This is a genomic window from Streptomyces sp. NPDC002698 (genome assembly GCF_042888945.1).
Taxonomy (GTDB): Bacteria; Actinomycetota; Actinomycetes; order Streptomycetales; family Streptomycetaceae; genus Streptomyces.
Window position 1 is genome coordinate 18861 of record NZ_JBIAQM010000036.1, and the last position, 13155, is coordinate 32015.

The 13155-nt window shown below is 69.7% G+C and carries 14 protein-coding genes and 1 riboswitch; of the genes, 7 read left to right on the forward strand and 7 right to left on the reverse strand.

The window, feature by feature from the left end:
* Window positions 1-175 precede the first annotated feature (175 nt).
* Genes ACFYW9_RS33570 through ACFYW9_RS33580 form a run of 3 tightly spaced genes read right to left on the reverse strand, consistent with a single transcriptional unit; the run spans window position 176 to window position 2259 of the window.
* A complete protein-coding gene (locus tag ACFYW9_RS33570; RefSeq protein WP_389158460.1) occupies window positions 176-1375 on the reverse strand; it encodes a cystathionine gamma-lyase in 1200 nt (399 codons plus the stop codon).
* Entirely contained in the window at window positions 1372-1863 is a 492-nt protein-coding gene (locus tag ACFYW9_RS33575) for a low molecular weight protein-tyrosine-phosphatase (RefSeq protein ID WP_389158463.1), read from the reverse strand. Before ACFYW9_RS33575 ends, ACFYW9_RS33570 begins: the two co-directional genes overlap by 4 nt.
* Before the next feature lie 18 nt (window positions 1864-1881).
* Complete coding sequence (locus ACFYW9_RS33580) at window positions 1882-2259, reverse strand: phage holin family protein (protein WP_389158466.1); 378 nt, start codon at window positions 2257-2259, stop codon at window positions 1882-1884.
* A gap of 81 nt (window positions 2260-2340) precedes the next feature.
* Here ACFYW9_RS33580 and ACFYW9_RS33585 point away from each other — a divergent pair, with 81 nt between their 5' ends.
* From ACFYW9_RS33585 to ACFYW9_RS33600, 4 genes are all read left to right on the forward strand, one after another.
* Window positions 2341-2658 (forward strand): cupin domain-containing protein, encoded by a 318-nt coding sequence (locus ACFYW9_RS33585; protein ID WP_351869426.1) that lies wholly within the window; start codon window positions 2341-2343, stop codon window positions 2656-2658.
* Window positions 2659-2823: 165 nt separating this feature from the next.
* A complete protein-coding gene (locus tag ACFYW9_RS33590; RefSeq protein WP_326786791.1) occupies window positions 2824-3036 on the forward strand; it encodes a DUF5326 family protein in 213 nt (70 codons plus the stop codon).
* 493 nt (window positions 3037-3529) lie between these two features.
* A complete protein-coding gene (locus tag ACFYW9_RS33595) occupies window positions 3530-4315 on the forward strand; it encodes an IclR family transcriptional regulator (protein ID WP_389158601.1) in 786 nt (261 codons plus the stop codon).
* Between the two features lie 101 nt (window positions 4316-4416).
* A complete protein-coding gene (locus ACFYW9_RS33600; RefSeq protein ID WP_326786792.1) occupies window positions 4417-4854 on the forward strand; it encodes an SsgA family sporulation/cell division regulator in 438 nt (145 codons plus the stop codon).
* Between the two features lie 83 nt (window positions 4855-4937).
* On the opposite strand, the gene ACFYW9_RS33605 is transcribed toward ACFYW9_RS33600, so the two are convergent.
* Entirely contained in the window at window positions 4938-6449 is a 1512-nt protein-coding gene (locus ACFYW9_RS33605; RefSeq protein WP_389158471.1) for a YibE/F family protein, read from the reverse strand.
* A 71-nt stretch (window positions 6450-6520) separates the two neighbouring features.
* Window positions 6521-6677: riboswitch (TPP riboswitch) on the forward strand.
* On the opposite strand from ACFYW9_RS33605, the gene thiC reads away from it, so the two are divergent.
* Window positions 6670-8490 (forward strand): phosphomethylpyrimidine synthase ThiC, encoded by a 1821-nt coding sequence (gene thiC / locus ACFYW9_RS33610; RefSeq protein ID WP_389158474.1) that lies wholly within the window; start codon window positions 6670-6672, stop codon window positions 8488-8490. (Overlaps the previous riboswitch by 8 nt.)
* 55 nt (window positions 8491-8545) lie before the next feature.
* Here thiC and ACFYW9_RS33615 read toward each other — a convergent pair whose 3' ends face one another.
* Entirely contained in the window at window positions 8546-8941 is a 396-nt protein-coding gene (locus tag ACFYW9_RS33615; protein WP_351869436.1) for a VOC family protein, read from the reverse strand.
* Entirely contained in the window at window positions 8938-9300 is a 363-nt protein-coding gene (locus ACFYW9_RS33620; protein WP_389158479.1) for a DUF1801 domain-containing protein, read from the reverse strand. The genes ACFYW9_RS33615 and ACFYW9_RS33620 overlap by 4 nt, the downstream gene beginning before the upstream one ends.
* Window positions 9301-9527: 227 nt before the next feature.
* Between ACFYW9_RS33620 and ACFYW9_RS33625 the strand changes: the two genes are divergently transcribed.
* Window positions 9528-10472 carry a LysR family transcriptional regulator gene (locus ACFYW9_RS33625; RefSeq protein WP_389158482.1) on the forward strand — a complete coding sequence of 315 codons (945 nt, stop codon included), beginning with the start codon at window positions 9528-9530 and terminating at the stop codon, window positions 10470-10472.
* On the forward strand, window positions 10469-11953 hold the full coding sequence (locus ACFYW9_RS33630) for a VWA domain-containing protein (protein WP_389158485.1): 1485 nt from the start codon (window positions 10469-10471) through the stop codon (window positions 11951-11953). The genes ACFYW9_RS33625 and ACFYW9_RS33630 overlap by 4 nt, the downstream gene beginning before the upstream one ends.
* Window positions 11954-12234: 281 nt before the next feature.
* Here ACFYW9_RS33630 and ACFYW9_RS33635 read toward each other — a convergent pair whose 3' ends face one another.
* Entirely contained in the window at window positions 12235-13095 is an 861-nt protein-coding gene (locus ACFYW9_RS33635) for a hypothetical protein (protein WP_351869448.1), read from the reverse strand.
* Window positions 13096-13155 lie beyond the last annotated feature (60 nt).

Consider the following 13155-nt stretch of genomic DNA (forward strand, 5'->3'; position numbering starts at 1 on the left):
ATAAATAAGTCGATAGGTCTCTGTCGCTACTGTGATTGGACACTGACACAGAGTCAACTAGCCTTGTTCGCGCGGTTCTTCGCGCGCAGAACCGGGACGGTCCGAGCCACGAGGGGGGAGGCTCGGACCGTCCGTTGTACGTAGTGGGGGTACCGATCCCGCCGCGACGGACGCCCTACTCCGCGGACGCGTCGAGGGCCCGCAGGATGTCCGCCACCAGGTCCTCGGGATCCTCGGCGCCGGCGGAGAAGCGGATGAAGCCCTCCGGGACGGCGTCGCCGCCCCACCGGCCGCGCCGCTCGGCCGTGGACCGCACCCCGCCGAAGCTGGTGGCGTCGTCCACCAGGCGCAGCGCGTCCAGGAAGCGCTCCGCACGCTCGCGCGAGGGCAGCGTGAAGGAGACCACGCATCCGAAGCGACGCATCTGCTGCGAGGCGATCTTGTACGAGGGGTCGTCGGGCAGTCCCGGGTAGCGCAGCCCCGTCACCTCCGGACGGTCCCGCAGGACTTCGGCGATCGTCCTCGCGGTGGCGGTCTGCCGGTCGGCCCTCAGCTGGAGCGTGGCGAGCGAGCGGTGGGCCAGCCATGCCTCCATGGGCCCGGGGATGGCTCCGACGACCTTGCGCCAGCGTCGTACGGGAGCCATCAGACCGGCGTCCCTGCCGGTGACGTACCCGAGGAGGATGTCGCCGTGCCCGGTGAGCATCTTGGTGCCGCTGGCCACGGAGAAGTCGGCGCCCAGCTCCAGCGGGCGCTGTCCGAGCGGGGTGGCCAGAGTGTTGTCCACGGCGACGAGCGTGCCCTGCGCGTGGGCGGCGGCGACGAGGCGCCGCAGGTCGCAGACGTCGAGACCGGGGTTGGACGGCGTCTCGATCCACAGCAGCTTCGCGCCGTCCAGGACCTCGAGCTGGGCGTCGCCGGCGGTGGGGGCGGTGCGCACCTCGACGCCGAACGCGGTCAGCTGCTCGCGCACCAGCGGCAGCACCTGGTAGCCGTCGTCGGGCAGGACGACGATGTCGCCGGCCCGCAGCTGCGAGAAGAGCACCGCGGAGATGGCGGCCATGCCGGAGGGGAAGGAGAGCGTTTCGACGGACTCCTGCCCGGGTGCCTCCAGCTCGCCGATGGCACGCTCCAGAAGCGTCCAGGTCGGATTCTCGTCGCGGCCGTAGGTGTAGGGGCCGGTGGGCTCGCCCGGCAGATGGAAGTGCGCGGCGAAGACCGGACCGGGAAGGGTCGGCTCGTACTTGACGGGTTCGGGTAGCCCGGCGCGTACCGCCCGTGTGCCGTCGCCCGGCACCTCCGCCCCCGTGGCCGGGCGCTCTCCCGCGGGGCCGGTGCCCTCGTCGTTCGCCGTGACGAAATCCTCTGACGTCATGCCGCTCGTCCCTCCACTTGCTCTCGTACCGCGGCGAGCAGCGCGGGGCTCGCCGCCTCCACCATCTCAAGACATTCCTCGAAGCCGTCCATGTGTCCGTAGTACGGATCAGGGACGTCCAGGTCGTCGCCCGCGGTGGGGTCGTACGAGCGCAGCAGCCGGACCTTCCCGGCGTCCTCGGCGCTGTTCGCGAGGCGGCGCAGGGCCTTGAGATGGCCTGTGTCGAGAGCGATGACGAGATCGAGACGGGAGAACCACGAAGCCTGGAACTGCCGGGCCGCGTGGTCGCTCTCGTAGCCGGCCGCCTCCAGCACGGCGACGGCGCGCTCGTCGGCTCCATCGCCCTCGTGCCAGCCGCCCGTGCCCGCGCTGTCGACCTCGACGAGCTCGTCCAGTCCGGCTCGCTCCACGTGGGCGCGGAAGACGGACTCGGCCATCGGCGAGCGGCAGATGTTGCCGGTGCAGACGAAGCAGACGCGGTAGGTCATGAGGCTCTCTCAGTCTTTTCAGTCGCCGTCGGGCAGCACGATGTTGAGCGCCCAGGAGACGACGGAGATGATCAGGCCGCCCAGGACGGCGGTCCAGAAGCCCTCCACGTGGAAGCTCAGGTCGAGTTTGTCGGCGACCCACGAGGTGAGCAGCAGCATCAAGGCGTTCACCACAAGGGTGATCAGGCCGAGGGTGAGGATGAAGAGCGGGAAGGTGAGCACCTTCACGAGCGGCTTGACCAGGAAGTTCACCAGTCCGAAGACCAGTGCGACGATGAGGAGCGTGCCTATCTTCTTGCCCGTGCTGTCGCCCGTCAGGGTGATCTTGTCGAGCAGCCAGACGGCGACGGCCAGGGCCCCCGCGTTGGCGAGCGTCTTGACTACGAAATTCTTCATGTGTCTGATCGTGGCAGAGAGATCGACTGGCCAGAAGAGGCTGTGGAAACAGCCTGCGACGCACAAGAGCGGACGAGGGCGATGAAGGCATTCCGGCTGGATGAACTGGAGGCGGAACGCGCCGCCAACGACGGTGCCTACCTGCAGTTTTTGCGCGAACGGAACATGTCGGTCGGGCTGTACGCGCTCGACGCGGGCGCCCTCGATCCGCAGAAACCGCATACCCAGGACGAGGTGTACTTCATCGTCAGCGGGCGGGCGTCGATCACCGTCGGCCTGGAGACCACTCAGGTGGCCCGGGGCAGCGTCGTCTACGTGCCCGCCGGGGTCGCCCACAAGTTCCACCACATCACGGAGGATCTGCGGGTCCTGGTGGTGTTCTCTCCGCCCGAGAGCTGACCCCGCGTCTCAGGGTTCCCTAGGGGGACGGTCAGGGGAGGACAAGGGATGCGAGGCCACCGCACGGCCCCCTCTCCCGCCTAGCATCGGGTGCGAGACATCAGAGAACCCGGAATCAGTGTCCCGGTGTCGGGGCCACGGGCGAGGAGAGGTAAGGACAGGGCGATGCAGGAGATCTTCAGCGGTATGCCGTGGTGGGTGAAGTGGGTCGCGGTGCCGGTCATCGCTCTCGTGGTGTTCGGCGGCCTGATAGCGAGCGTCGTCGGGTTCGTCATCGGCCTGCTCTTCAAGCTGCTCGTCTTCGTCGCGCTGGTCGGCGGGCTCATCTTCATCGTGCGGAAGTTCATGTCGGGTTCCTCCTCGCGCAGCGACTGGTGAGACGCCGGAGGGCGAGCGACAGGTAACGGCGAAAGGGGAAAGGGAACCCAAGGTTCCCTCGGCAGGGGGAAGTTTCCGGTGAGGCCGCGTATGAGCGGTGACGGCCCGTTAGAGTCCGGAACTCGACGCGGGGCCGACCCCGCGGGCAGCGCACAGCCCTCCCGTGACTCCCCGCACGGGCGGTCCTCCTCGCTCTTCGGAGTGCCCCTTGGCCACGGTTGACACCGCACCCGCACCATCCGTCGCTCCACCCTTCCGGCGACCGGGTACGCCCGCGGCGGCACGCGTTCCGCCGGCCCAGCCGCGTACCTCGCCGGGGGAGCCGTCCCTCTCGCACGGCCCGTCGGTTCCGCCCAGGGGGCCGGCGCAGCCCCGGAATCCGGCGGTGGAGGAACCCGCCCGGCGCACCGCGCCGGTGGAAGGGCGTACCGGGCCGGCGGCGACTCGCGGTCCGCTCCCCCCGGCCACGGGGACGGCACGGCAGGCCCGCGCCCTGTCCGCGGAGCCGGAAGCCGCTCCCCTGGACTCCCACACCACCACGTTGATCGGCTCGGTCCAGCGCGCGGTGCGTCTGCTGGAGGCCGTCGCCTCGCGTGAGCAGGGCGCCCCCGCCAAGCAGCTCGCACGGGAGGCGGGGCTGGCGTTGCCGACCGCTTATCACCTGCTGCGCACGCTGGTCCACGAGGGCTATCTGCGCCGTGACAGAGGGCTGTTCTTCCTGGGCGAGGCCGCCGAGCGGCTGAGCAGCAGCGGAGCCCGGCAGAAACGTCGCAGCACGGTGGGGGACACCCTCGCGCGCTGGCGCGACGTGATCGGCGCGCCCGTGTACTACGCGGTCTACCGCGGTGGTGAGATCGAGGTCATGTGTGTCGCCGACACCCCGGCGAACCCGGCGGTCGAGGAGTGGGCCGACTTCCGCGAGACCGGGCACGCCCACGCGGTCGGCCAGTGTCTGCTGGCCCAGCTGGACGACAAGTCCCGGCGTGACCACCTCGACCGCTACCCGGTGCGGGCGCTCACCCCGTACACGGTGCGTGACGAGGACCGGCTGCTGCGGCGTCTGGAACGGACGGGCCGGATGGAACCGGTGATCGAGCGGCAGGAGTACGCGCTGGGCACGGTCTGTGCCGCGATTCCGGTCACCGTGGGCAGTTCGGCCGCGGTGGTGGCCTTCTCCCTCCCGTCCCATCAGGGCGACCGGCTGATGCCCGTGGCACGGCAGCTGCAGAACGAGGTCGGCCGGTTGCTAGGAACACTCGCCATCTCTATCAGTATCTGAAAACTCACTGCTTGTAATGCGGCATGCACGTTGAGCAATATTTCCAGCAGTGTCAGGTGGGACGAATCCTGGCCAGTCGATGGCAAACGACGGGGTAGGCGATGCGTGAGTCGGTGCAGGCAGAGGTCATGATGAGCTTCCTCGTGTCCGAGGAGCTGTCCTTCCGCATTCCTGTCGAGCTGCGATACGAGACCTGTGATCCGTACGCCGTGCGGTTGACCTTCCACTTGCCCGGCGACGCGCCCGTGACCTGGGCGTTCGGGCGGGAACTGCTCGTCGACGGGGTGGGCAGGCCCTGTGGTGACGGCGATGTGCACATCGCTCCGTCCGACCCGGAGGCGTTCGGCGAGGTGCTGATCCGGCTTCAGGTCGGCGGCGATCACGCGCTGTTCCGGTCCGGGGCCGCGCCGCTCGTCGCGTTTCTCGACCGGACGGACAGGCTCGTGCCCCTCGGGCAGGAACGCTCCCTCGAGGGTTTCGACACGTCCCTCGACGCGGTGCTCGACCGCATCCTCACGGAGGAGCAGAGCGCGGGCTGAGCGTCGGCGGCCCGCGGAGCGGCGTAACGCTTCCTCACAAGGGGCGCCGGTGCAGGATGGTTTCCGCGCTGCCGCGGGACGGCTCAGTGCTTGCGGCGGCGTCCCTTCCCGTTCCGTGCCGGCGTCCTGTCGGCCGCGGGCTGCGCGGGGACGGGCGTGCCGCCCTCGCGGTCCGCGGCGACCACCAGCGCGGCCAGCGCGGTCGTCACGGGCACCGCGGCGACCAGACCGATCGATCCGACCAGCGTGCGCACGATCTCCTCGGCGACCAGTTCGCTGTTGGCGACGGTGCCCACGCTGCTCTGGGCGATCGAGAAGAGCAGCAGCAGCGGCAGCGCGGCGCCCGCGTAGGCCAGGACGAGCGTGTTGACGACCGACGCGATGTGGTCGCGGCCGATACGGATGCCCGCGCGGTACAGGCCGCGCCAGCCCATCGTCGGGTTCGCCTCGTGCAGTTCCCACACCGCGGACGTCTGCGTCACCGTCACATCGTCCAGGACACCGAGCGAACCGATGATGACGCCGGCCAGCAGCAGGCCGCTCATGTCGATGGACGGGTACAGACCGTGGATCAGGCCGGTGCTGTCGTCGGTGTTGCCGGTCAGTACGGCCCAGTCGATGAAGACCGAGCCGAGGAGTCCGATCAGCACCAGGGAGAGCAGGGTGCCGACCACCGCCACGGACGTCCGGGCCGACAGACCGTGACACATGTAGAGCGCGATCAGCATGATCGCACTGGACCCGACGACGGCCACGAGCAGCGGGTTCGAGCCCTGCAGGATCGCGGGCAGGATGAAGAAGTTCAGGATCACGAAACTGATGGCCAGGGCGACCAGGGCCATGATGCCGCGCATCCGGCCGATCACCACGACGACCACCGCGAAGATCACTGCGAGCAGCGTCAGGGGCAGCTTCCGGTTCGCGTCCGTGACCGAGTACTGGAGGTCCTTGGGGGCGGAGGGTTCGTACGCGACGACGACCTTCTCGCCCTGGTGCAACTGCCGTGACTGATCGGGCTGAACGATCTCGGTGAACGTGCGGCCCTTGTCCTCGCCGGTGTCGATGCGGACGGTCGCCTTCTTGCACTCACCCCCCTTCCCGGACTGAGCGGAGGAACCCCCGGCGGCGGAGGTGCCGCCCGTCGCGGTTCCCGAGGAGGCGTTCACGGACTTGCAGTCCACCTGGCCGATCTTCGTGACCGTCGCCTGCTGGGTCTGCCGGTCGAACCCGACACCGGTGCGCTCGTGGGACGGCGCGCCGCCGGGCCACAGCACCACGAGACCCACCACGACCGCGGCGGCGAAGGGGATCAGTACCGCGGCGATGACCTTGCGCAGCTGCTTGGAGACCGGAGCGGCGGGACCGTGGCTGTGCGAATGCCCGTGACCGGCGCCCGCAGGCTCGTTGTGCCCGCGGCGGGGACCCGGCCCGTGACCGTCGCCCGAACCGTGATGATCACCGCCCGGTCCGTGGCCGTGGCCGTGCTCCTGCTCGTGGCCGTGACCGATAGCGGAGCCATGCCCACGGCCGTCGTCGGAGCCGGAACGGCGCGGTGGCTCGGGCGGGGGGAAGGGGTGCTGTCGGGTCGTCGTCACCGCCCGATCATCGCAAGAACGTCAAGGGCCCTCTGTTCACCGCGCCAAACATGACGCTAGCGTGGGGGCACCTTTGCACACGCGGGAGCTCGGAGCACCGGGCTGAGAGGGCGCTGACCTCCGTCTTCGCGATGTTTCACATGAAACATCGGCGATCGGAAGCCGCTGCGTCGACCGCTGAACCTGTTACCGGGTAATGCCGGCGTAGGGAGTAGGTCTCATGACCGACAAGGATGTACGCACGCCTGCCTCCAGTCGGACGGACGGGGTTTCCCCGCCGTCCCCGAACGGCCAGGACGGGCGGTCCATCGGGTGGCACAAGGCATACGTCGGGGGTACTCGCCCCGATCTGCGGGTGCCGGTTCGCCAGGTGCACCTCACCAACGGACAGTCCGTGACGCTGTACGACACCTCCGGCCCGTACACCGATCCGGCCGTCGACACCGATGTGCGCAGGGGGCTGACGCCGCTGCGTGAGAGCTGGATCATCGCCCGCGGGGACACCGAGGAGTACGCGGGCCGTCCCGTCCGTCCCGAGGACGACGGGATCAAGCACACGTCCCCGCGCGGAGGGCTGCGCAATCTCGACGCGGTCTTCCCCGGCCGGCCGCGTCAGCCGCGCCGGGGGCGGTCCGGGCAGGCGGTGACCCAGCTCGCTTACGCGCGGCGGGGTGAGATCACGCCCGAGATGGAGTTCGTGGCGGTCCGTGAGAACGTCGCCCCCGAGGTCGTACGGGAGGAGATCGCCGCGGGCCGAGCGGTGCTGCCCGTGAACGTCAACCATCCGGAGATCGAGCCGATGATCATCGGTAAGCGGTTCCTGGTGAAGGTCAACGCCAACATCGGTAATTCCGCGGTGACTTCCTCCATCGAGGAGGAGGTCGACAAGATGACCTGGGCGACCCGATGGGGCGCCGACACGGTCATGGACCTGTCCACCGGCCGCAACATCCACACCACGCGTGAATGGGTGCTGCGCAACTCTCCCGTCCCCATCGGCACCGTGCCGCTCTATCAGGCGCTGGAGAAGGTCGACGGCCGTGCCGAGGAACTGACCTGGGAGATCTACAAGGACACCGTCGTCGAGCAGGCCGAGCAGGGCGTGGACTACATGACGGTTCACGCGGGCGTGCGCCTCGCGTACGTGCCGCTCACCGCGAACCGCAAGACCGGCATCGTCTCGCGCGGCGGCTCGATCATGGCCGCCTGGTGCCTCGCGCACCACAAGGAGTCGTTCCTGTACGAGAACTTCGAGGAACTCTGCGAGATCCTCGCCGCGTACGACGTCACCTACTCGCTCGGCGACGGGCTGCGGCCGGGTTCCATCGCGGACGCCAACGACGCGGCGCAATTCGCCGAGTTGAGGACGCTCGGGGAACTCAACAGGGTCGCGAAGCGTTTTCAGGTACAGACGATGATCGAAGGCCCGGGACATGTCCCGATGCACAAGATCAAGGAGAACATCGACCTTCAGCAGGAGATCTGTGATGAAGCTCCGTTCTATACCCTCGGGCCGCTGACGACGGACGTCGCGCCGGCGTACGACCACATCACTTCCGGCATCGGTGCCGCGATGATCGCCTGGTGGGGCACGGCCATGCTCTGCTACGTCACGCCCAAGGAGCACTTGGGCCTGCCCGATCGTGACGACGTCAAGACCGGCGTCATCACCTACAAGATCGCCGCCCACGCAGCCGACCTCGCCAAGGGGCACCCAGGTGCGCAGGAATGGGATGACGCGCTCTCCGACGCCCGCTTCGAGTTCCGGTGGGAGGACCAGTTCAACCTGGCTCTCGACCCGGACACGGCGCGGGAGTTCCACGACCAGACGCTGCCGGCCGAGCCCGCCAAGACGGCCCACTTCTGCTCCATGTGCGGGCCGAAGTTCTGCTCGATGAAGATCAGCCAGAACATCAACGAGCGGTTCGGCGGTGACGTGGCCGACGGCGCCTCCGCCGAGGAGATCTCCGAGGGCATGCTTCAGAAGTCCAGGGAGTTCGCCGAGGCGGGCAACCGCGTGTACCTGCCGCTGGCCGACTGAGCCGGATCACGGGCGCGGTCCGGGGCGGACACCCGGACCGCCGCCCTCGGCACGGTCACGGTGTGCCGTCCTGCGGGTACCAGCGCAGTTCGACGGTGTTGCCGTCCGGGTCCTGGACGTAGACCGAGGTGGCGTTGCCGCGCGCGCCGAAGCGTTTCACGGGCCCTTCGAGCACGGTGAAGGATCCCGACGCGATGACCTGGTCCCAGTCCAGAGGTTCCACGGTGAGGCAGATGTGGTCGACGTTGGACCCGCCGCGGCTACGGGCGGTCAGGTCGATGATGGTTTCCGCCGTGACCCTCACCGACGGGAACGGGGCCTGGCCGCGCCGCCATTCGTCGACGCGTACGGGTTCGAGGCCCAGAAGTCCGGTGTAGAAGGACAGGGACCGTTCGACGTCCTCGACGTTGAGGACCAGGTGGTCGAAGGCCTTCACGCGCAGGGCGGTCATGTCGTCTCCAGGGCGATGGCGTGGCGAAGCCACGCGCTGAACAGGGCGGGGTCGATCTCGTCGGCACGGCCGAGCTTCACGGAGGCCATCCGTCGGGCTCCGGCGACCAGCCGGCCCGATGGATCGGCCACGTCCTGGCCGCGCCAGAGACCGAAGGTGACGTAGGACGTGTAGGCCTTGAGCAGGCAGACCGGGGTCCGCCCCGGCTTGTCCCCGAGGCTCCAGGTGGGATGGCCGTGCCACAGCGCGCCGGAGTCGTCGGGGAGGGCCGAGTCGATGACGTGCCTGGTTCTCTCGCCGATGTCGCGCAGCGGGCCGTCGAGACCGTTCAGGTAGGCGGTGATGTCCGAGGAAGTCATATGGGTCCCCGTTCGGGAAGAGCGTGACGGGCGGGGTGGAGGTGATGGCGTGGTGGGCCTGGTGGTGGGCGGAACCGGGCGCGGGGGTGCTGTGTGCTCGGCCGGCCGGGGGCCTTGCCGGCTCTTCCGCGGCCGGGTGGACGCCTTCTACGATCCGCCGCGAGAGGGCCGCCATCAAGGCATGATCGCTGTACGACTGTTGAGTCAGATTTAACGCCGGGGGTTTCATGCTGGAGCGACTGGAGACCGAGATCTTTCTGACGCTGGCCGAGGAACTGCACTTCGGCCGGACCGCCGCGCGGCTGGTGATCACGACTGGGCGCGTGAGCCAGGTGATCAAGGCGCTGGAGCGCAGAGTCGGAGCCCTGCTGTTCGAACGCAACAGCCGTTCCGTCCGGCTCACCGCGATCGGCCGGCAGCTGGCGGCCGACCTGGCGCCCCTGGTCGCCGGGATGGAAGCGGCGCTGCGAAGGGCGGCCGACGCCAGCCGGGGCGTCACCGGAGAGCTGCGGGTCGCCTTCCTCGGCGAGTGGACGGCGCCCACGCTTCTCAAGGCGGTCGCCACGTTCGGTGAGCGTCACCCGGACTGCCGTGTCGACGTGCGGGAGGTCCAGCTCTCCAACTCCCGGGCGAGTCTGCTGGACGGTTCGGTCGACGTGCTGCTGGCCTCGTTCCCCTTCGACGGCATGGCCTGCGGACCCGCACTGCTGCGGGAGAGAAGGGTCCTGGCCGTCGCGGCAGGTCATCCGCTGGCCGGCGAGGAACGGCTGTCCCTCGAGGTGCTCGCGGACCATCCCGTGGTGCAGTACCCCGAGGTGACCTCGGCGGCGTTCAAGCGGGACCGCACACCGGACCGCACCCCCTCGGGCAGGCCCGTTCCGAAGGGGCCTGCCAGCGGGTCGTTCTCCGAGATGCTGACCCTGGTCGCGATGGGCCGGGGCGTCCTCCCGGTCGGGGAGCACTCGCGGCGGTACTACCCGAGGCCCGACGTCGCCTACGTACCCCTTCACGACGCACAGCCGATCGAACGGGGACTGGTGTGGATGGAGGGCAACACCACCGAGCGGCTGCGCGCGTTCGTACGGGCCGCGACGGACGCGGCAGGCTCTTCCCACGAGCGGGCGTATCGGCCGGACCCACTGACGGCTTCTCCAGGGAGACTGGACGCATGACACCGACATCGATGAGCAAGGGTGCCAACCTTCCCGTTGCCGCGCAGGAGGTGCGGGTCGTACTCGGCTGGTCAGGAGGACCCGGTGCGCCGGACGCCGACGCCTCGGCCCTGCTGCTCCGGGCGGACGGGCGGGTGCGCGACGACGGTGACTTCGTCTTCTACAACCAGCCCAGACACGCCTCCGGCGCCGTGCGCCACTCGGGCAAGCGGCGGGAGGGAGACGGGACGACGGACACCGTCGAGGTGGATCTGCGGGCCCTGGAGCCGGAGATCCAGCGCGTGGTCCTGGGCGCCTCCGCCGACGGGGGCACCTTCGGCCAGCTGTCGGGTCTGAGACTGGGGCTGCTCGATGCCGGAACCGGGGAGGAACTGGCGTTCTTCGAGATGGAGGCGACGACGGAGACGGCGTTCATCGGGGGCGAGCTGTATCTGCGGGGCGGTCAGTGGAAGTTCCGCGCCGTGGGCCAGGGGTACGCTTCCGGGCTCGCGGGCCTGGCCACCGACTTCGGGATCAGCGTGGACGAGGAGCCGGGCACCGCAGGGAGCGCGGACGCGAGGAGCGCGCCCGCCGGAGCCACCGCAGCGGCACCGACACCCTCGCCGGTCCCCGCACCCCCGACCGCGCCTGTCCCCCCGGTACCCCCGTCGCCCCCGGCCTCGCCCGTCCCTCCCGCGCCCCAGGCATCCCCGGCCCCGGCTCCCGGCTCGGCCCCTCGTCTCGTCAAGGGCGAGGAGCGGTTGCCCGTCGACATGCGCAAGCGGCTCTCCCTGCGCAAGGAGCAGGTGGCGGTCAGTCTGCGCAAGCACGGGGCGGTGGGGGTCAGGGCCCGCGTCGTCCTGGTCCTGGACGCCTCCGGGTCGATGTCGTTCCTGTACTCCAAGGGCGTCGTGGCCGATGTGGTGGAACGGATGGCCGCGGTGGCGGCACAGCTGGACGACGACGGGGAGATGCAGGCGTGGACCTTCGCGTCGAACCCGGCCCGGCTGCCGGACCTCGCTCTGGGCGATCTGCCGGAGTGGCTGGAGCGCCACGTCCGGGTAGGTGAACTGACCTTGTTCAGAAGGAAGAAGCCGAAGAAGGGCCTGCTGCCGGGACAGGTGGACATGCGGGCGGTCGGCATCCAGAACGAGGAGCAGAAGGTGATCGCCGAGATCCGGACGTTCGTCCGCGAGCACCCGGCCGCCGATCCCACCCTGGTGCTCTTCTTCTCCGACGGAGGCGTCTACCGCAACAAGGAGATCGAGAAGGAGCTGCGGGAGGCGGTGGACGAGCCGGTCTTCTGGCAGTTCGTCGGACTGGGGCGCTCCGACTACGGCGTTCTGGAGCGGTTCGACACCCTGCCGGGCCGACGCGTCGACAACGTGGGCTTCTTCGCGGTCGACGACATCAGCGACGTACCGGATCCGGAGCTCTACGACCGGCTGCTGTCCGAGTTCCCGTCGTGGACGAAGGAGGCCCGGCGGCTGGGCATCGTCTGAGGCACCCCGAGGACAGCGCATGACGCCCGCAGGACGCTCCCGGGCCGCCCGGAGGCGGGTGTGGAGGACCGCCCGCCCCGAAGCCCGTAGGGACCGCCCGCGCCGCGGCCGTGCGCGGGAGGGACCGGCGCCCGCGGCGGGCCGCGCGGGCAGGGTTCTGCCCCCGCGGCCGTACGGAAGCGCCCGCGGCAGCCGCGAAGGGCCGCACCCGCAGCGGTGTACGGGCCCGCGCACCCGCGCGGGCCCTCTCCTGCCTCTGACCCGGCCGTCGGCCGGCCGGGTCACTCGGGCTGGTGTTCAGGTCCCCCGAAGTCCGGGCTGGTGAAGTCCGGGCTGGAGAAGCTCGGGCGCGAGCCTGCCGCGGGTCCGTCCTCGGGGCTGCTGAACCCCGGCCTGCCGTACCCGAGGTGGGGAATGCGGCTGGGGGCCGGTGCGGGGCGGCTCAGTGCCGCCGAGCCCGGGTCCGCGAGGGCTTCCCGGAGGAACGGCATGATGCCGCGCTCCAGCAGGGCATCACGCCAGGCCTCCTTGGCCCGGGTGACCTGTCCGGTCAGCTCGTCGCCCGCTTCGGCCTGGAGGGAGGACGAGCTGTTGCGCAGGGCGGTCAGCAGCAGTCCCGCCGCGGCGACCAGGATGGCGGCCGCCGTGATCGCGCCGAAGACCCATCCGGTGGTCAGGAGGGTTCGGGCGACGGTCGGTTCGGGATCGAGCATCCTCAGGACGTAGCCCACGAGCAGAAAGATCACCGCTGCCGTCCCGGCGAGGACGGGGGCGAGCACCGCGACGACGGCGACCGCGCCCGCTCCGGCGGTCTCGGTGACCTCCCCCACGGTGGCGGCGAGCCCCAACACGGTCGTGCCCGACTCCGTGGAGCCGGTCTCCTCGCTCACGACAGCGGACCGCACCGGTCGGCGCAGTTCGCTGCGGATCTTCACGTAGTGCGCGTACTCGTCCGACGCGGCCGTCGTGATGAGGGCCGTGGCGTTGAGCGCCATGGTGCGCAGTTGTTCGAGGTTGAGCCGCTGGCCGACAGCGGCGAGTTCCGGGCGGTGTGGTGCGGAGCGCAGCGCCTCATCGAGGATCCGCTCGTATTCCTGGCGGTCCTCGCTCAGCAGGTGCTGCGGAACGCTGTTCATCTGCATCCCCCGATGCTCCGTAGGGCTGGTGGCTCGCACGCTGACGAGCCGTTGGGCAGAAACGGA

Excerpts from the sequence above, each read along its gene's own strand:
- ACFYW9_RS33590 (WP_326786791.1), top strand. The coding sequence starts at position 2,824 with ATGCAGGAGATCTTCAGCGGTATGCCGTGGTGGGTGAAGTGGGTCGCG.
- thiC (WP_389158474.1), top strand. The coding sequence starts at position 6,670 with ATGACCGACAAGGATGTACGCACGCCTGCCTCCAGTCGGACGGACGGG.
- ACFYW9_RS33630 (WP_389158485.1), top strand. The coding sequence starts at position 10,469 with ATGACACCGACATCGATGAGCAAGGGTGCCAACCTTCCCGTTGCCGCG.
- ACFYW9_RS33585 (WP_351869426.1), top strand. The coding sequence starts at position 2,341 with ATGAAGGCATTCCGGCTGGATGAACTGGAGGCGGAACGCGCCGCCAAC.
- ACFYW9_RS33615 (WP_351869436.1), bottom strand. The coding sequence starts at position 8,941 with ATGACCGCCCTGCGCGTGAAGGCCTTCGACCACCTGGTCCTCAACGTC.
- ACFYW9_RS33580 (WP_389158466.1), bottom strand. The coding sequence starts at position 2,259 with ATGAAGAATTTCGTAGTCAAGACGCTCGCCAACGCGGGGGCCCTGGCC.
- ACFYW9_RS33625 (WP_389158482.1), top strand. The coding sequence starts at position 9,528 with ATGCTGGAGCGACTGGAGACCGAGATCTTTCTGACGCTGGCCGAGGAA.
- ACFYW9_RS33575 (WP_389158463.1), bottom strand. The coding sequence starts at position 1,863 with ATGACCTACCGCGTCTGCTTCGTCTGCACCGGCAACATCTGCCGCTCG.
- ACFYW9_RS33635 (WP_351869448.1), bottom strand. The coding sequence starts at position 13,095 with ATGCAGATGAACAGCGTTCCGCAGCACCTGCTGAGCGAGGACCGCCAG.
- ACFYW9_RS33620 (WP_389158479.1), bottom strand. The coding sequence starts at position 9,300 with ATGACTTCCTCGGACATCACCGCCTACCTGAACGGTCTCGACGGCCCG.
- ACFYW9_RS33600 (WP_326786792.1), top strand. The coding sequence starts at position 4,417 with ATGCGTGAGTCGGTGCAGGCAGAGGTCATGATGAGCTTCCTCGTGTCC.
- ACFYW9_RS33570 (WP_389158460.1), bottom strand. The coding sequence starts at position 1,375 with ATGACGTCAGAGGATTTCGTCACGGCGAACGACGAGGGCACCGGCCCC.